This is a genomic window from Enterovibrio makurazakiensis (assembly GCF_050336585.1).
In the GTDB taxonomy this organism is placed as follows: domain Bacteria; phylum Pseudomonadota; class Gammaproteobacteria; order Enterobacterales; family Vibrionaceae; genus Enterovibrio; species Enterovibrio gelatinilyticus.
Genome location: NZ_JAKJSE010000017.1, coordinates 75,813 through 94,098, shown reverse-complemented (window position 1 = coordinate 94,098; position 18,286 = coordinate 75,813). Strand labels below are relative to the sequence as shown.

At 46.2% G+C, this 18,286-nt stretch carries 17 protein-coding genes; 9 read left to right on the top strand and 8 right to left on the bottom strand.

The window, feature by feature from the left end; genetic code table 11:
- Positions 1–7: 7 nt before the first annotated feature.
- Entirely contained in the window at positions 8–916 is a 909-nt protein-coding gene (locus tag L4D06_RS13900; RefSeq protein ID WP_274164315.1) for a DMT family transporter, read from the top strand.
- 56 nt (positions 917–972) lie between these two features.
- On the opposite strand, the gene L4D06_RS13895 is transcribed toward L4D06_RS13900, so the two are convergent.
- The 3 genes from L4D06_RS13895 to L4D06_RS13885 form a co-directional block, all read right to left on the bottom strand.
- Positions 973–1,581, bottom strand: coding sequence for a DNA-J related domain-containing protein (locus tag L4D06_RS13895; RefSeq protein WP_274164316.1), 609 nt, complete (start codon positions 1,579–1,581; stop codon positions 973–975).
- Positions 1,582–2,004: 423 nt separating this feature from the next.
- On the bottom strand, positions 2,005–3,123 hold the full coding sequence (gcvT, locus tag L4D06_RS13890) for a glycine cleavage system aminomethyltransferase GcvT (RefSeq protein ID WP_429740023.1): 1,119 nt from the start codon (positions 3,121–3,123) through the stop codon (positions 2,005–2,007).
- 86 nt (positions 3,124–3,209) lie between these two features.
- On the bottom strand, positions 3,210–3,842 hold the full coding sequence (locus L4D06_RS13885) for a helix-turn-helix domain-containing protein (RefSeq protein ID WP_274164318.1): 633 nt from the start codon (positions 3,840–3,842) through the stop codon (positions 3,210–3,212).
- Positions 3,843–4,476: 634 nt separating this feature from the next.
- Between L4D06_RS13885 and L4D06_RS13880 the strand changes: the two genes are divergently transcribed.
- From L4D06_RS13880 to gcvP, 3 genes are all read left to right on the top strand, one after another.
- Positions 4,477–5,877: an L-serine ammonia-lyase gene (locus L4D06_RS13880; protein ID WP_274164319.1), complete on the top strand. Its 1,401-nt coding sequence runs from the start codon at positions 4,477–4,479 to the stop codon at positions 5,875–5,877.
- Positions 5,878–6,024: 147 nt separating this feature from the next.
- Entirely contained in the window at positions 6,025–6,402 is a 378-nt protein-coding gene (gcvH, locus tag L4D06_RS13875) for a glycine cleavage system protein GcvH (protein WP_274164320.1), read from the top strand.
- 15 nt (positions 6,403–6,417) lie between these two features.
- Positions 6,418–9,282 carry an aminomethyl-transferring glycine dehydrogenase gene (gene gcvP, locus L4D06_RS13870; protein ID WP_429740021.1) on the top strand — a complete coding sequence of 955 codons (2,865 nt, stop codon included), beginning with the start codon at positions 6,418–6,420 and terminating at the stop codon, positions 9,280–9,282.
- A 198-nt stretch (positions 9,283–9,480) separates the two neighbouring features.
- Here gcvP and L4D06_RS13865 read toward each other — a convergent pair whose 3' ends face one another.
- From L4D06_RS13865 to L4D06_RS13855, 3 genes are all read right to left on the bottom strand, one after another.
- Positions 9,481–10,359, bottom strand: a complete 879-nt coding sequence (locus L4D06_RS13865) for an aldo/keto reductase (protein WP_429740019.1) — start codon at positions 10,357–10,359, stop codon at positions 9,481–9,483.
- Between the two features lie 562 nt (positions 10,360–10,921).
- Complete coding sequence (locus L4D06_RS13860; RefSeq protein WP_429740017.1) at positions 10,922–11,560, bottom strand: class II aldolase/adducin family protein; 639 nt, start codon at positions 11,558–11,560, stop codon at positions 10,922–10,924.
- 49 nt (positions 11,561–11,609) lie between these two features.
- The gene (locus L4D06_RS13855; RefSeq protein ID WP_274164499.1) at positions 11,610–12,284 is read right to left on the bottom strand and encodes a GntR family transcriptional regulator; all 675 of its coding nucleotides are present in this window, start codon (positions 12,282–12,284) and stop codon (positions 11,610–11,612) included.
- A 569-nt stretch (positions 12,285–12,853) separates the two neighbouring features.
- On the opposite strand from L4D06_RS13855, the gene L4D06_RS13850 reads away from it, so the two are divergent.
- The 4 genes from L4D06_RS13850 (at position 12,854) to L4D06_RS13835 (ending at position 15,158) form a co-directional block, all read left to right on the top strand.
- On the top strand, positions 12,854–13,078 hold the full coding sequence (locus tag L4D06_RS13850) for a hypothetical protein (protein WP_274164500.1): 225 nt from the start codon (positions 12,854–12,856) through the stop codon (positions 13,076–13,078).
- Positions 13,078–13,437 carry a hypothetical protein gene (locus L4D06_RS13845; protein ID WP_429740016.1) on the top strand — a complete coding sequence of 120 codons (360 nt, stop codon included), beginning with the start codon at positions 13,078–13,080 and terminating at the stop codon, positions 13,435–13,437. Before L4D06_RS13850 ends, L4D06_RS13845 begins: the two co-directional genes overlap by 1 nt.
- A 122-nt stretch (positions 13,438–13,559) precedes the next feature.
- A complete protein-coding gene (locus tag L4D06_RS13840; RefSeq protein ID WP_274164502.1) occupies positions 13,560–14,408 on the top strand; it encodes an AraC family transcriptional regulator in 849 nt (282 codons plus the stop codon).
- 147 nt (positions 14,409–14,555) lie between these two features.
- Positions 14,556–15,158: a LysE family translocator gene (locus tag L4D06_RS13835; RefSeq protein WP_429740014.1), complete on the top strand. Its 603-nt coding sequence runs from the start codon at positions 14,556–14,558 to the stop codon at positions 15,156–15,158.
- Between the two features lie 111 nt (positions 15,159–15,269).
- On the opposite strand, the gene L4D06_RS13830 is transcribed toward L4D06_RS13835, so the two are convergent.
- Both L4D06_RS13830 and L4D06_RS13825 read right to left on the bottom strand, forming a co-directional pair.
- Positions 15,270–16,376 (bottom strand): M20/M25/M40 family metallo-hydrolase, encoded by a 1,107-nt coding sequence (locus L4D06_RS13830; protein ID WP_429740012.1) that lies wholly within the window; start codon positions 16,374–16,376, stop codon positions 15,270–15,272.
- Positions 16,377–16,560: 184 nt separating this feature from the next.
- Positions 16,561–17,217, bottom strand: a complete 657-nt coding sequence (locus L4D06_RS13825; RefSeq protein WP_429740010.1) for a glutathione S-transferase family protein — start codon at positions 17,215–17,217, stop codon at positions 16,561–16,563.
- Between the two features lie 144 nt (positions 17,218–17,361).
- Here L4D06_RS13825 and L4D06_RS13820 point away from each other — a divergent pair, with 144 nt between their 5' ends.
- Entirely contained in the window at positions 17,362–18,237 is an 876-nt protein-coding gene (locus tag L4D06_RS13820; RefSeq protein WP_429740008.1) for a LysR family transcriptional regulator, read from the top strand.
- Positions 18,238–18,286 lie beyond the last annotated feature (49 nt).

Sequence of the window (18,286 nt, the reverse complement as noted above, 5' to 3'; positions counted from 1 at the left end):
TTTATTGATGCAAAAGACACAGGGAGTGTATCTATTGGCACCGATTTACAAAGGGACATTAGCCATGATGGTCGGCGTCAGCATATTAAGTGTTGATAGCCTACTCATTCGGTTGATTGAATCATCCGGTTGGACATTGTTGTTCTGGCGAGGAATTATTTCAGCCTTAGTGGTGTTGGTCTTTACAATGGCAACCAAACCCAAGCAGACGATGAATGCTCTGCGTAAACCATCTAAAAACTTGCTGATTGGTTCCGTTGCGTTCTCTCTGTCAACGGTATGCTTTGTTCTGTCAATCGAGCACACCCAAGTTGCCAGCACGCTCATTATTATCAACGTTAGCCCGCTAATATGCGCCGCGCTTGCGTTTTTTTTCCTAAAAGAAACCATCGAATTACGTACATTGATTGCCATTTTGGCGGCAACACTGGGTATCGTGTTTGTTTTCTACGGTAAAGCCTTACCCAATGCTTCTTTCGGCAATATGTTAGCCTTAGTCACGGCTTTGATGCTGGCTATCTATTTTGTGGTGTTGCGAGAAAGCAAAAGCGCTAATGCTCCCCTATTTCTCGTTTTTGGCGGGCTTTGTACCGCTGTCATTGCGATACTTGCAGGGGCGGAACCTTTTTCTCTGACGTCACAGGAATGGGTTTACGTCATCATCCTATGCGCTGTTGTCGTACCGTCGGCCTTTATTCTGATATCCATCGGACCCAAATTTCTTCCCGCAGCTCATGCCAATTTGTTCATGTTATTAGAGGCTATTCTAGGGCCCCTGTTTGTATGGATGGTGCTAGGGGAAGTGCCCAGTGACAACGTATTAATTGGCGGTAGCATTGTTATGCTGACGTTGGTGCTGTTTACACTGTCATCGGCTAAGAGTCGACATTCGCTCAATAAAAAACCCAGCGAATGATCGGCTGGGTTTTGAGTATATCTTTTGCAGTTTACCAAGAAGCCATTGGTCTAATGCTATAGTCTCAGGCTCTGCCAAGCTTCACACATGGTTCTGAACGTCTCAGCGTTTCCTTCAGGGCGATCAGGGTGCCACTTCAAAGCCATTTTTCGCCACTGACGACGGATCTCTGAATTGGTTGCACTGTCTGACAGCCCCAATGCTTTGAGTGCATTCCGCCGTTCAACCGTCGTTTCGCTACAATGGCCAACATGTTGCTGGTAGCGTTTCCAGAAAGACTTCAGAAGTTCACGGACATCTTCTGTTTGTGCGTCATAGTTTTTCCAATCCATGTAGTATTCGCGCAGAGGATCATCACGATTCACCTCATGCTGAACAAATCCCGCTCCGGCTCCTCGCCACATCAAACGAATATCCATGGATTCGACCTGTAGCCATTGATTGGGCAACAGAGACTCCTGCAATTGGTAAAGCGCGTTCATGATAAGGAAATTGCGCTTGAACAGGTCCAGCTGGGGGTCATCATCCAAATGGTCCATGATGGTATTCTTCTGAAGTTCAGCCATCAGGTAGTGAACTTTCCAGCTCTCATTAGAACTTTCGAGCACACTGAGTATTGGCCAGATCAGAGGGTTATCAATATCATCCCGTTGTTCTGCAAGCATACTGCTATATCTCCTATCGACATCATGTCGTACATATAAGACATTAATCCAAATTTCTGTGAATCGCTCGCAAAATTCCATTGTTCTGCAATGCGTCACATCTCAATGTCATCCTTTGCTTTTCATTTCGCTAATGACAAACAACTCAATATTCTTTGCATAGGAAATGCCAGTTTTGACTCGCGGTGTAAAAAAATCTGACAGAAAACGAATGGACGATTTGCAGTGGGTTGAGAACTAAGCAAAAAGGCCAGAGCATTCGCTCTGGCCTTTCGTTATTTATTTCTTTATTGCGCAACTCAACAGCATGCTTTCAACAAGCATTAACCCTTGGTGGCAAGAACTGGCGACAAAACGTTGACGCTACTTTGCCACTTCTAAGCGCGTTCTGCGAATTACGCAGTGGTTTACGCTAACCGCAATTTAACCGCGATAGTAACGCTGTGGTACAAATGGCATCTTTTCGATTACCATCGGTAATTTCTTACCTCGTACTTCCGCATACACTTCTGTGCCCAATACGGCTAACTCGGTCGTCACGTAGCCCATCGCAACAGGCTGGCCCTTAGTCGGTCCAAACGTACCACTTGTTACGATACCGATTTCATTATCGTCGGCATCAAACAATTTTGCGCCTTCTCGAACAGGGGCTTTGCTCGTGCCTAGCAAACCAACACGTTTACGCGAAACATCTTTAGTGGCGATTTGATCAAGCACGATATCCGCACCGGGAAATCCACCAGCACGCTCACCGTCAGCACGACGAGGCTTGCTGATCGCCCAAAGCAGGCTAGCTTCAACAGGCGTTGTAGTCGTGTCAATATCATGACCATATAGACACAGACCGCATTCAAGTCGCAATGAATCACGCGCGCCAAGACCAATCCATTCAACGTCGTCATGCGCGAGCAGTTGTCGCGCAAACGCATCAGCTTGGTCAGCAGGTACTGAGATCTCATAGCCATCTTCGCCGGTATAACCAGAGCGGCTCACTAAGCACTCAACGCCACCAAGATCCATCACAGCAGCATCCATAAACACCATATCAGCCACGGCAGGATTAATTGTCGCTAAGATGGCTGCCGCTTTAGGCCCTTGCAATGCCAGTAATGCACGGTCTTCAATCACTTCCAAAGAGACGTCACTTGGCAGGTTGGCACGAAGATGCGCAATGTCTTGGTCCTTGCACGCAGCATTCACGACAACAAACAGATGGTCACCAAAGTTAGCCACCATCAAGTCGTCCATCAGGCCGCCCTGATCGTTAGTAAACATGGCATAGCGCTGCTTTCCTGATGGTAAATCGATAATATCGACAGGCACCAAAGCTTCTAATGCTTTCGCCGCACTTTCACCGTGTAGGCGAACTTGCCCCATGTGCGATACGTCAAACAAGCCAGCATTTTCGCGACAATGGATGTGCTCTTTGCGCACGCCCAATGCGTATTGAACAGGCATGTTATAGCCAGCAAATGGCACCATTTTCGCACCCATCTCAATGTGCAAATCGTGTAGTGGTGTTTTCAATAGATCCTGAGACATGTTTCACTCCATGATCACGGCTTTAGCCGACGTTGTCACTTCCCGCCACCTCACGTAGCGGAGTTAATATCTTTCGTCTCAATCAGTTAAGACGCGGTCACCCATAAAATCAGGGCATCTTCTTCACTGACCGAGGTAAGCATGTGCCCCATCGCTGCGTCGTAATAAACGCTATCGCCCTCGTTCAGCGCTATCGATTCGTAAAACTCAGAATAGAAAGTAATGCTACCTTCCAGTACTAACAAAAATTCCTCGCCATCATGGCGAATCCACCCGTCATACTCTTCAAAAGAACGTGCACGCACACGAGATTTGAAAGGAAACATTTTCTTATTCGATAACTGCGACGCCAACAATTCATGTTCATAAGTGCCTGTTGGTCGCATCTTGCCTTCGTTGACACGCGTAACGTCTCGACGACCCATAGCTTTGGTCTTCTTCGGTGGAGCAAATAACTGTGGAATATCAATACTCAATCCAGCAGCAAGCTTTTGCATCGCTTGGAAGGTAGGCGAGATTTGTTCATTTTCAATTTTAGACAAGGTAGATCGCGCTAGGCCGGTAAGCTTGCTCGCCTCTTCTAACGTCAGCCCGCTGCCCGTTCGAATTTCTTTCAAGCGTTCGCCGAGCCTTAACGGTGCTATGTGCGCATCCGCTTGACCATTCGACCTTTCAATGGTTACTGACGGATACACATCCTGTGCATCTGAATCTGTCATTATTCGTCCCTCACCTTGTCTTACTGATTTCTCACAACGCGTTACTCGTGTTTTTGTAGCACGGGCATTCTTACACGAGATCGCGTTTATCCAATAAGGCCAAGTTAACATTTTTAACAAAAAGTTTCCTATAGGAAACTTGTGCATTTACCTTAACGCTCTCACTCCGGAAGTCCAGTGCGTCGTGTCTCGGCTGTCATCACACCCAAATCGTTCACAAAACACGCACCCAACAAGATGAAATCATAAGGCACTGTTTTTAAAGTTAATTAAATATTGCCAAGTAATTGTTAATTGCAATTCTTTCAGCAAAATAGTAAAAAGGCAAACGATTGCGTACGCTGAGTATGGTAGTGACGATGATCGGGCAGTTGAAACTCAGAACTGTAGACGAGATCACACCCAGAGTTTCCTATAGGAAATTTTATTTTGCAGACCGCAAATTCGAGATGTATGTTACGCAAATGTTGACGCCGAAATAACGATAACGAACCACTGTTGCTATACCCAGAGTAGTGATGTGTCGAAACACACACCAGCAACACAGTTCGAAGATAAGGCAACAACACATGACACGGATCAGTCATTACGATGACATCCGCGATGCATAACCTACAAAGCAAGGATACGTGCGATGAGTCACAGCATGTTTGACCTGTTTAAAATTGGCGTTGGCCCTTCAAGTTCCCACACCGTGGGGCCTATGTTGGCAAGCGCTCGATTCGCTTCTGCTTTACGTGATCAAGAACTGCTTCACAACGTAGAAAAGGTACGTGTAGAGCTATATGGTTCACTCGCGCTGACGGGAAAAGGCCACGCAACCGACGTTGCATGTGTCATGGGGTTGATGGGGGAATGGCCAGATACCATTAACTCAGACGACATCCCTACTCTGGCAGCCATGGTCAAAGGCAGCAAAGAGTTGCCGCTAGATGGGCATCGTTTTATTCCGTTCGACTGGGAGGCTGATTTAGTCTTCCATTTCGACAAAGTACTACCTGAACACCCAAATGGCATGACACTGACGGCCTTTGGAAAAAGCGATGAAGCACTGCTCTCTTGCACGTATTTTTCTGTAGGAGGTGGCTTTGTCGTTAAGAAAGGTGAAACAGATGCACTCGCCTCTGATTTCCAACCACCTTTCCCATTTAGCAGCGCCGTTGAACTGCTCGCGCATTGTGAGAGTGAAAAAAAATCGATTGCACAAATCATGTTTATCAACGAATTGGCGCGAGCCAAGCGTGAAGATAAAAAGGCAACGATAGACACGGTGAACGAACAAGTTGATGCATTGTGGCAAGTCATGTTTGCCTGCATTGAACGAGGCGTTGCCCAAGATGGTGTGTTACCAGGCGGACTAGAGCTAAAACGACGCGCTAAAAAATTGCATGATTGTATTTTGAAGAAAGACACAGACGGCTTACCTGTCGACACCAATGATTGGGTCAACATGTATGCCATGGCAGTAAATGAAGAAAACGCGGCTGGCGGGCGTGTTGTTACCGCCCCCACAAACGGCGCAGCCGGTGTAATTCCCGCGGTATTGGCTTACTACAACAAGTTTGTCTCGCCAAATAATGACGAAGGCATTCGTATATTTTTAGCGACAGCCGCGGCAATTGGCTCACTGTACAAAACCAATGCATCTATTTCTGCGGCTGAAGTAGGCTGCCAAGGTGAGATTGGAGTGGCCTGTTCAATGGCAGCAGCAGGGTTAGCTGCGGCCATGGATGCAACACCCGAACAGATTGAAAACGCCGCTGAAATTGGCATGGAGCACAACCTCGGTCTTACTTGCGACCCCATAAATGGCTTAGTACAAGTGCCATGTATAGAACGAAACACTATGGGCGCAGTAAAAGCGATCAACGCAACAAGGCTAGCGCTCAATGGCGATGGCAGCCACCATGTTTCGCTCGATAGCGTCATTAAAACCATGCACGAGACCGGGTTGGACATGATGAGTAAATACAAAGAAACGTCGCAAGGTGGATTGGCGACAAACGCCATCGCCATCAACGTCGTCGCTTGTTAGTCATATAGCGTATTGACCAACACAACGAATACAGGGGTGTTCAACGGAAACACTTGAACACCCAAATACCTGAACACCTAGGAAGCCCGAATTTCTGTTGCTTCAGCAATAGACAACAATTAACTCGTTTCATACGGAGATGTAAAAATGGATGCAACCCTGAAGTTTTCTAAAAGCCATGAGTGGGTAAAAGATAATGGCGATGGCACTGTGACTGTCGGCATTTCTGAACACGCCCAGCAACTTCTTGGCGATGTCGTTTTTGTTGATCTGCCAGAAGTCGGCAGCGACGTCGAATTAGGCGAAGGCTTTTCTCTTGTAGAATCAGTAAAAGCAGCATCTGACATTTACGGCCCAGTCAACGGCGAAGTCGTTGAAGTGAACGAGAATTTGGATGACAGCCCAGAGTTGATCAACGAAGAACCGTTTGAAGGCGGCTGGATTGCAAAAATTAAGCTAGCCGATGACAGCAACCTTGATCATCTGATGAATGCTGACGCTTACCAAGAAACCATCGAAGACTAATTCAGGAGTAAGGTCATGACAGAATCACGCCTACTCGATCAACTTCAACCTCATGCTGAGTTTGCCACTCGTCATAATGGTCCGCGTGAAGCCGATCAGAAAGAGATGCTAAAAGCGATTAACGCTAACAGCGTCGAGCATTTGATTGAAGAAACCGTGCCTGCCGGCATTCGTTTGCCACAACCACTTCAACTTGATGACGCATTGAGCGAAGTCGCCATGCTGCAAAAGCTCAAAGCTATTGCTAGCAAGAACGTCATCAAGCGCAGCTTTATTGGTCAAGGTTACTACGGAACACATACACCAAACCCGATTTTGCGTAACGTGCTTGAAAACCCAGGTTGGTACACGGCTTATACACCCTACCAGCCTGAAATTTCTCAAGGTCGCCTTGAATCCTTGTTGAACTTCCAACAAATGGTGATGGATTTAACCGGCATGGATCTGGCGAACGCCTCTCTGCTGGATGAAGCAACCGCAGCTGCCGAAGCCATGACCTTGTGTAAGCGCGGCGGGAAAAGCAAAAGTAACGCTTTCTTTGTAGCAGACAATGTTCACCCCCAAACGCTGGATGTGATCAACACCCGTGCCCTATTCATGGGCTTCGATGTGATTGTTGGTCCTGAAGAAACCTTGTCTTCCCACGACGTTTTTGGTGCCCTGCTTCAATACCCTGGCACTACGGGACAAGTTCGTGACTTGACCGACTTGATTGCCGCAGCACAGGCCAAGAAAACGCTTGTCGCTGTCGCCACCGATCTTCTCTCATTAACCCTACTAAAAGCACCGGGTGAAATGGGCGCAGACGTTGTCATTGGTTCGGCACAACGATTCGGCGTGCCAATGGGCTTTGGTGGTCCACATGCAGCATTCATGGCAACACGTGACAAACTCAAACGCACCATGCCAGGCCGCGTGATTGGCGTATCGGTTGATACCAAAGGTCACCAAGCACTGCGCATGGCAATGCAAACACGCGAACAACATATTCGCCGTGAAAAAGCCACGTCAAACATCTGTACTGCACAAGCGTTACTGGCGAACATGGCGGCTTTCTACGCTGTTTACCATGGCCCAGAAGGCTTGAAGAAAATTGCTCGTCGCGTACATCACCTGACCGCGTTGGCAGCTGCCGCGTTTAACCACGCAGGTGTGGCGCTCGCATACCATGATTTCTTCGACACCATCACCTTGAACACAGGCGCAGACACTGATGCCTTGTTCCAAAAAGCGCAAGATGCAGGCTTCAACCTGCGCAAGCTTGATGGTCAACTTGGCCTAAGCCTTGACGAAACCACCACGCTTGAAGAAATCGACGCATTAGTCGCCGCAATGACAGGTGAATCAAACGTCGCGCAATTTGCTTCTTCCGTAGAAGCGGATGAGTTCGCTGCGATTCCTGAATCTTGCCTTCGTACCAGCGATTACCTGACTCACCCAGTGTTTAACACTCACCAAAGTGAAACGCAGTTGATGCGCTATATGAAGAAGCTTGAAAACAAAGACTTCTCATTGACGCACGGCATGATCCCACTTGGTAGCTGCACCATGAAGCTAAACGCTGCTGCAGAGATGATCCCGGTAACGTGGCCTGAGTTTGGTGCGCTGCACCCGTTCGTGCCTGCTGACCAAGCACTGGGTTACGGTGAACTCGCTGATTCTTTCAACAAAATGCTGTGTGAAATCACTGGCTATGACGCTATGTCGCTTCAGCCAAACTCTGGCGCACAGGGCGAATACGCAGGCTTGATTGCCATTCAGCGTTATCACGAGAGCCGAGGCGATACACAGCGTAACGTGTGTCTGATCCCAAGCTCTGCGCATGGTACTAACCCAGCGTCAGCTGCCATGGTTTCCATGAAAGTAGTTGTTGTAGGTTGTGATGACAACGGCAATATCGATGTGAACGATCTGAAAGCGAAGATCGAAAAACACCGTAACGAGTTGTCATGCATCATGATTACTTACCCTTCAACACACGGCGTGTATGAAGAGGCGGTTCAAGAAGTATGTGAATTAGTACATGAAGCTGGTGGTCAGGTTTATCTAGACGGTGCAAACATGAATGCACAGGTCGGCTTAACGACACCGGGCTTCATCGGCTCAGATGTTTCTCACCTGAACCTTCACAAGACTTTCTGTATCCCGCACGGTGGTGGCGGCCCTGGTATGGGTCCAATCGGTGTGAAATCACATCTTGCACCTTTCTTGCCAGGTCACGTTGAAGACGGCTCAAACTATGCGGTATCTGCTGCACAACTAGGTAGTGCGTCAATCTTGCCAATCTCTTGGGCATATATTGCCATGATGGGCGAAGAAGGTCTGACGGAAGCGACCAAGATTGCCATCCTAAGCGCAAACTACGTGATGGAACGTCTACGCCCATACTACCCAGTACTGTACATTGGTACACATGGTCGTGTTGCGCACGAGTGCATCATCGATATTCGTCCGCTTAAAGATGCGTCTGGCATTTCAGAAGAAGACATCGCGAAGCGCCTCATGGACTTTGGTTTCCACGCGCCAACCATGTCGTTCCCTGTTGCAGGCACGCTCATGATTGAGCCAACGGAAAGTGAAGACAAAGCAGAGCTTGATCGTTTCTGTGATGCCATGATCGCCATTCGTGAAGAAATCGCGAAAGTGCAAGACGGTGAATGGCCTTTGGAAAACAACCCATTGGTTAATGCCCCTCACACTCAAGCTGATTTGATGGCGAACGAGTGGGAACGCCCTTACAGCCGCGAGCTGGCTTGCTTCCCAAGCGAACAAGTAAGAGCTGCCAAATACTGGCCAACAGTTAACCGTGTCGACAACGTCTACGGTGACCGTAACCTGATTTGTTCATGCCCAAGCATTGAAAGCTATATGGAAGAATGATCGCACTGATCGCATCCAATCAAGTTAAAACCTGACTTGAATAAGAAAAGGCGAACCGCTCGGTTCGCCTTTTTTTTTTCTTTGATTGTGCTAGCGACAGAAAACTGTATTCAACTGACAGAGTGGTAACTATCCCTTTAAGATAGCTTCCAGTATGCCTCTCTCAGTGTGTTCTTTTGACTGTGAATTGAAGTGACATTAGGCTACGTCATGACCCACAGCAGCGGCCCAAATTTGGTACCACTGCTCTTTTGATAGAGTTAAATGAATTGAATCTACCAATGGCGAAATATTTTCAATCTTGCTAGAACCTGTAATGATTCTTGGCTGACATGGCATTTTAAATACCCACGCGTACACAACTTGTGAAATTGAGACTGCGCCAATTTCCTCTGCAATTTCATTCAACAATTTTGTTAGTCTAGATGTAACAGGATGACTCTCATCAAAGAGCTTCCCTCCCCCCAAACAAGACCAAATCATCGGGCTTACTTGATTTTGATAACACTGATCAAACAAGCCATTATCAAGTGCTTCCGTATTAAATGGCGAAAACTCAATTTGGTTGGTGCATAGCTTGACGTCCAAGGCGCTTTGCAACAAATTGAACTGCGTTACATTAAAATTTGAAACACCAAAGTCCCTAACTTTTCCGCTTCTCTTCAATTCATTAAACGCTTCATTGACTTCCTGAACATTCATCAAGTAGTCAGGACGATGTAAAAGCAACGTATCAACATAGTCAGTCTTTAAATCTTTTAGCGAGTTATCAACCGATTTAATGATAGTTAATTTGTCAGAATCATAATGGCTAGTATTTTTTGCATCTAAAGAGCCTGGGCCGACACCACGAATTCCGCATTTCGTGATTATTTTGGCCTGATCTCTAAGGGATTCAGAGAGCGCCATAGCCTCGCCAAAAGCGGCTTCGCTACGATAAACATAGGCATGATCAAATGTAGTTATCCCACACTCAATAAGCTGATTTATAAAATAATTCAATTCTTTAGAAGACTTACCCCAAAGAGAGGTTCGCCAGAATCCAGCAATCAGCCGATCATTGATGTTTACATTCATTGTACTTTTCCCACATTTGAAATTTTGGATTCATTTATCTTGGATTAATCATTTGAAAAATAATTAACTCGGCTATCCTTTAGGGCGTTCAATGCCAATGTGACGTGCTTTAACACTCCATCAACCATACGATGAAGTATAAATAAAATGTAGAAGCATTTAAATGGAATACTCAGAAAAACGGGGGGCAAATCGTAACAACCTACCATCAGGCATGCGTACCACTGACAATGGTGTCATTGAACTTTTTCAGTGCCCATGACTAGGTAATAGTGACGAGGAATTAGTATAATTAACACGAAACATAGACGAACAATGAAATACAGAAATATTATGTAAACTATGAGTAATTAGTAGCCTCAGGGTCACAGCCTAAAACCAGTGATGAATGCTTGGTCTTGTTACTAAATGCTTATTTTATTTTCATTCATTTCAACTATAAATAACAAAAAATCGCACACCCGTGATCAGTATCTATGCTACCCACTATTATCACTTCAGTTAACACCGTGTTGATCAATCACTTCTTTGTGGATTTGAAAAAGCAGAGTCTATCCTTGTTTCAATGTGCAAAAACGGCATGGATTTCAGCTATCTCTTCATTGCTGAGGTATTGAAGGTTTTCATTTAAAGACTGTAATCGTAGTGCCGCCGTTTCCTCCAATTCTTCAACATTGTGCATCGCATTTTGAAGGTCTTCACCCATCACAACTAAACCCACATTCGTTGTCAACACAGCATGATGTTGTCTGGCTTTTTCCGCCAACAAATAGAATTCACTGCTCGCGTCATTATGATCAGCAACAGAGATACAAGGCAAAATTGACGTACGCATTGAAACAAACGGCGCAAACGCGGGCAAGACGTTTTCCGGATTCAGGTTTTCATTATCCGCTAGCCTAGAAATGTGCTTGGAACGCATAGAAACAATCGCGCGATATTGAGGATTGATGCGATAAATAGAAAGATGACTCTCAATATCCCACTGCGGTTTATCACCGGACAATAACTGACCTTCAAGAGACATTAATGATAGACGTTGGGGTTGACGTTTTTCATGGCTACTGTTTGGCGTCATTAACACTGTGTTATCACTCATCAACACAGAGATATTACCGCTATCCTCTGTATCTCGCCTGTTCGCAAACAGTTCGCGGCAGTAATCAACGATCTGATTCCGTAGATTATCCTGCTCTACCATGTCTCTTCTCCAACCAAGTTAATTGCCACAGCCAAAAATATCGTAACGTCTATTGAATCGGTCTTGCTTCAATCAAGCCCGTGATGCCCTTCAATAAAGAAATTAATTCTCTCGAGGATCGCTGCAAGTACGCTTCATGTGAACGTTTCGCCGTTTCCTTATCACCACATTCTATTGCTCTGACTAAATGCGAATACGCATCTACAGCCTCCCAAGGTGTAACACCCAATTTAGAAACCATTGCACGAACACGGCGGGATTTATCCATCATTCGTTGCATAAGTAATAGAAACGTTTTGTTACCCGTTAAACGGATTAACGACAGTCGAAAAGCCGCCTCATGCTTCACCCACTTGGTGTTGTTCTTCTGATCGCGGGCGTCATAAAGCATTTGAAGATGAAATTTCAAGGTATCCCAGCATTTATCATCCAACGTTTGAATGTCGAGATAGCTGATGGCGTAAAGCTCTAATGCAGCAACCACTTCGAGCACTTCATGAAGCTCATCCAAAGAAATTGGCTTGATATAAATGCCACGTCTCGGCACGGGCTCGATCAAGCCTTCTTGAGCTAACCGAATACACGCTTCTCTCAGTGGCGTACGCGAAACGTCAATACGACGTGCTAGCGCCTCTTCGAGATAATAGCTTCCGACTTCCAGTTCATTGGACAAAACCATTTGCCTGACAGCTTGATATGCCGTTTCTGTCAGCGTTTTCCTCATTACCATCCTTAACATTCACACGATTCGTTGAGGATGCGTTTCCTCAGAAAACCTTGTATTCCGTCATGACGACTATAAAAATACGTATACGTTGATAGTTTTGTTAAAAACCAAGAATTTCGCAAGTTAATAACAATGACTGGCATTTTTCATTCGAAAAATGAGACATTTGTCACCAAAATGTTAGGTTTAACATCTTTTCTGATTTAAATCTAATCGCAAATTTCAATTCATTCTTTCAATTAATGTATACGTTAAATGCATCTTCTTGTGATCGAATTTCATGAGTGAAATACAGAAAATATATTCGAGGAGCCGGATTCATTGGCATTCATGAGAATCTGTTTGAGATGATTCACTAAAGAATTGGGGCGACATTTGGGGGTAGCCAATGCGGTTAAAACACCGCCACATCCGCACTGAAAAGTTGATGAAGATCTCAAAAATTGTCTGGTAGGCTTCCGATTCACTCGGCAAACCGTAGTCTGAAACCTCCCAAGCAGCAGAAACCAGCAAGTCCGTTTCAAGTTGCAGCATGGGATTCTGACAAGGAAACCAAGGAGGGCGAGATGGCAGAACAAAACAATACGCTTTACTGTGAGGATTGTGGACGAGTAACGCCGCACACTCACATTCAACTAGAACCGAGAAAAGTCTCACCAGACAGCACACTCTTTCAGCGCGCCACCATTGTTCTTTCTAACTCAATGGATTTAATGCTCGGCAGTTCTTATGAACAGTGCACTTGCTGTGGCTCAACATTTGGGCACACAGACAGTATTGGTGGTATCTAATGCAGTTAGACGCGCTTTCTGAACTTCTTAATCACAACGGTTTTAACACCACAATGAAAGATGGCAATGTCCGAGTGCATTCGGGTTGGGCTGTATTGCCTATCACCATTAAGCACGACATTGCCAAAGACACCCTTGCCGTAACATATAATCAGACTGGCCAACTTCTTTGCGCTATCGCCTTTGTTATTCAGTGCTTCATGTTCCTTGGTGCTGGCGCATTCTTCTCAGCAGGGCTGGCTGGGTCGGTCGTGTTTTTGTGTGCGATGAATGTGATTCTGACGGACTCTGCCGCAAAAGAGATCCGTCAACATCTTCGTCAAATCGCCATTCCACGAGAAGACACTCAGTCAATCTAAGCCCCTTAATCCCCTAACCCTCTTTCAGCACGCCTTAAATCAAGCAATTTTGTTCAAGTTTTGGTTAGCTTCGATGCTTATACTTTGCAAAGATGTTGAGAACGCACACTGAGGGAATCGACGTGACGACACAAAATCGTTTTCATTTTGCCCAAAGCCAACACCTTGATGGTGTCTCTGTGCTTGACGCAAACATGCGTGATTTTTCCTACGACAAACACGCTCATGAAGAGTTTTCTATCGGGGTTACGTTACGAGGTAGGCAAGATTTTTTCTGTCAGGGTGCGTATCATAAGAATCCAGCCGGCGCAGTTCTGCTCTTTAACCCTGAAGATGTTCATGATGGTCATTCTGGCGGGCAGCAAGATCTTGAGTATTTGATGCTGTATGTTCACCCAAGCAGCGTGGCAAGCCAATTCAAGGCGTTAGGAGTGAAAAACCCTTCAAGCCTTCGTATAGAAGGCTGCCGATTAGACAGCATGGCACTTCGCAACCAAGCGCTAATCATGTCATCCCTTATCAAAGACCAAGCAAGCAACCGAATCGAGCAAGAATCCGCACTGTTTCAGCTGTCTCATGCCATGGTTTCTTGCACCGAATTTCTTGAGGATGTGGTGCCAGCCCGCCGGCAAGATACGCTGTTGCTCCGTGCCAAAGATTTCATTCAATCGCACATCGATAAAGATATTTCCATTGATGACATCGCAAATGCGGCTTCATTGTCGAAGTTCCACTTTATCCGTCTGTTTCGCGCGCAATTTGGTATTACGCCCCACCAATACGTACTCAATTGCCGCATCAATGGCGCGAGAAAGGCCTTGGAGTCAGGTATGCAATCAAGTGATGTAGCACAAGCATTTGGCTTCTCCGATAGCAGCCACTTCAACCGCCGTTTTAAGCGCGTATTTGGTATGACACCAAAACAATACCAGCTCCAAGTTAGAGCACTACCGCCGCCCCACCTCGAATAAGTGCTCAACCTCACTTCTTAGAATCAGCGCTCGTTAATACCAGCGCGTCGGAATCACTGGAAGTGTTCCAATTTCCAACTCACTCAGGCTTCAGTTCACACGCTGAAGAGGCCTTTCGCTCGCCTTGAATATAGAGATTAGATTGTTATGTTAGAACTTTTCGCATACGCCATCGGCATTATGTACTCACCGGGGCCGGTTAATTTACTGGGGCTAAATGGCGGTATCCAGGGTAAAACTAAGCAAAACCTTCCGTATTTTACGGGGGTTGCCATTGCCATGCTCATTCTGTTTGTTTCGCTGAATGTGGTTGGGGGTTCTTTGGTGACAGAGGAATCATTGCCTTTCGTCAGCGCGGTGGGAGGCTGTTATATCTTATATATTGCCAGTAAGTTGATCAGCGCTCGCATACAAATTGATAACAACAAAATGGAAGATTCATTGTCGTTCAAAGACGGGCTGGTACTGCAACTACTCAACCCCAAAGGGTTTATCGCGACATTACCTATCGTGACCATTCAATTCCCTGCTGCCGGTATTCATGGCGCAAGCAGTTTGTTCTGGATTTTTGTTCTATGCCTATTGGCCTTTGGCGCACCCACCTCTTATTCAGTCATAGGTGGGTTGATAGGTCGTCGAATTCAGCAGCCCATTTATTTTCGCGCATTCAACGTGTTAATGGCGCTGATGTTGGCCTTTGTCGCTATCGATATTTTTCACCAAAACGTCTATACGCCGTGGTTCAAATGAATTTTTCCTACCTATCCGTTGGTTAAATTAAGATTGCCATCGATATAATAAGCCTTGAGCTAGAAATACAAAACCGCCTGAAAACGGCGGTTTTTTTCTACAAATCAGCGTTTATCGCGTCACGTATGCACGAACAAACTCACTGATAGAAACAAGGTCACTCACGGCAATGAACTCTTCCGTGGTATGAACTTTTGCCATGCCAGTCGACATGTTGACTGTCAGTAAACCTTTTTCGTTGAAAACATTCGCGTCAGAACCGCCACCCGTAGGTTTGGTGACAGGCTCAATGCCTATTGCCTCAAATGCCGCTTTAATAGCAACAACATGTGGGTTGTCATCAGCAATGCGGTAAGCATTGTAAGAACGTGTTGATTCGATATGGATACCCGCGCCGTGCTTTTCAGCGGCAGCTTCAAACGTTGATACCATGTGCTCAACTTGTTTCGCCAGCTTATTGTCGTCTAGCGAACGGGCTTCCGCTTCAATGTAAAGCTCAGGCATCACGATGTTCGTCGCCTGACCGCCACGTACCACACCGATATTTGCAGTGGTTTCTTCATCGATACGGCTTAGCGTCATGTTGCTGATCGCATCAGACGCCACGGTTAAGGCATTTATCCCCGTTTCAGGTGCCAAACCCGCGTGTGCTGGCTTACCTTTAATGGTGACTTTTAGGCTTTGTTGGCCAGGCGCCGTGGTGATAATAGTGCCGATCGGGCCACCTGAATCTAATACAATAGCTTGTTGTGATTCGATCATGCTGATGTCGAAATGCTTGGCACCTTCAAGGCCAAGTTCTTCGTACACCGTGAAAGCCACTTCAATCGTTTTGTGGGCTTCACCGCTCTCTTGAATGGAACGAACCGCTTCCATCACCGCAGCAATACCCGATTTATCATCGCCACCCAAAATGGTCTCGCCATTTGAGCGAATAATACCATCTTCGATGATTGGCTCAATACCGTTGCCCGGTGTCACTGTGTCCATGTGGCTGCTGAAAATAATGCTGCCTTCCAATGACCCTTGCAATTTACCGTAAATATTAAAGCCGTTAGAAATGGTGTCAGGAACAGGCAATTTTGTTACTGCAAATCCCATGTGACCCAATTGTTCTGCCAGAGCTTCGGCAACAGCTTTTTCGTTACCCGATTCACTGTCAATTTTCACCAGCTCAATAAAATGCTCAACCAGTCTTTCTTGATTAATCTTTGCCATCGGTGTGCGACTTCTTTTCTGCGAGATGAAGACACACCTTAAACTGAAGTGCGGCGCATTTTATATGGGTTACATCAAAGAAACATTCGATTTGATGGGAATATATACAAACAAAAAAGACGGGCAAACGCCCGCCAAAAGTATGGTAACTGGAGGCATCTTTGATAGATGCCGTTTTCTGTCCCTAGCTTATTTCTGTGCCCGCCTCGTCTTCGGCAACCACAGAGGTGTCAGACTTTGATTCGTTAACCCACTGCTGAACCGCCGCGCTGTTCAACACATGGTCGGCATAAGCTTGCGCATCAGGTGATAACGCCACGCCGTAGGTAATAAACCGTAATACAACTGGTGCGTACATCACATCAGCAATAGAAAACTCACCAAATAGCCAACCGCCTTTGTTGCCGAATTCTTGTCTCTGCCCCGCCCAGATTTCATCGATTCGTGCCACATCTTTCAAACACGCTTCAGACGGTGAGATTTTGCGTCGACCACGGATATTCATTGGCATTTCATTACGAAGTGCTTGAAAACCTGAGTGTATTTCTGCTGAAAATGCGCGTGCTTTTGCACGTTGTGCAATATCTCCAGGCCAGCCCTTTCCACCTAGATATTGATCATTCACGTATTCGCAAATCGCCAATGAGTCCCACACTTCTATTGGGCCGTCCACCAAAACAGGGACTTTGGCAGCGCCAGAGTGTTTCGCAATCTCGGCATAGAAAGATTCGGTAAACAGTTCAAGCTCCACTTCGTCGAACGCAATGTCGAATCCACGTAATACCAACCAGCCACGTAGTGACCACGTCGAATAATTTTTGTTTGCGATGATGAGTTTCATGACACACTCCTTTGCATGAGATAGGTTAGGACGAATTCAGTATGCAAGGTTGCGGTGGCGGTTTCTAACGCATAGTCTTGATAGTTATTATTTGAATTGTTGATGCTATGAGTATCGAGATAACAAATCGCAAGTGGGTAACACATGGATATTGATTCACTAAGAAGCTTTTTAGCCATTGTAGACACAGGGAGTTTCACCCGCGCTGCAGCACAAATTCATCGCACGCAATCAGCGATCAGCATGCAGATAAAACGGCTCGAAGAAGAGCTCGACAGCCCGCTATTTGACCGCGAGAAACGTCCGCTCAGCTTGAGTTTGTCAGGACAACGCCTTGTCAGCCATGCTCGACGTCTTGTTGCTGGGCATGATGAAGCGCTAGATGCTTTCAAACGCGACGATACGAGCCGCCCCATCAGACTAGGTTGTCCCGATGACTATGCTGAATCTTTGTTACCAGAATTTATTAGTGCTTTACGCTCACTGATTGGCGACCAAACATTTGATGTTCTGTGTGCATCCAGTACGCGTCTAAGGCAGCGGTTAGACAGTGGTGAATTAGACATGGCAATCCTCACACGCTCACCCGATTCTGACGAAGGCTGGTTACTCAAGCATGATAAAGGGGTATGGGTCAGCGGCAGTGACGTAAACCTGCTCCATCGTAGACCCATGCCCGTCGCACTGTTCGACAAAAACTGTAAGTTTCACTCCACGGCATTGGATGGATTAGGCAAGCTTGGCATTGAGGTGGATTTGATTGCATTTACCACTAGTGCTTCCACTCTGCACGGCTTAGCACGCGCAAATCTCGCGATTTCGGCCATGGCATCGGGTAGTGTGCCTCCCGACTTACAGATCATCACAAACGGAAGCCTTCCTCCTCTACCTGCTGTCGATATTGTGGTCGTGACGGCAAGTCGCTCTCATCCTCTGATTTCACCGTCGATCATTTCACAATTATCTCACGCTTTTCTAGCCAACCAAGGTAACGTGAACGTGGCATCACTGGCATCGTAAAGCCCTAAAGGAATACCATTTGTGATTCAGATAGGTACAAAAAAAGCAG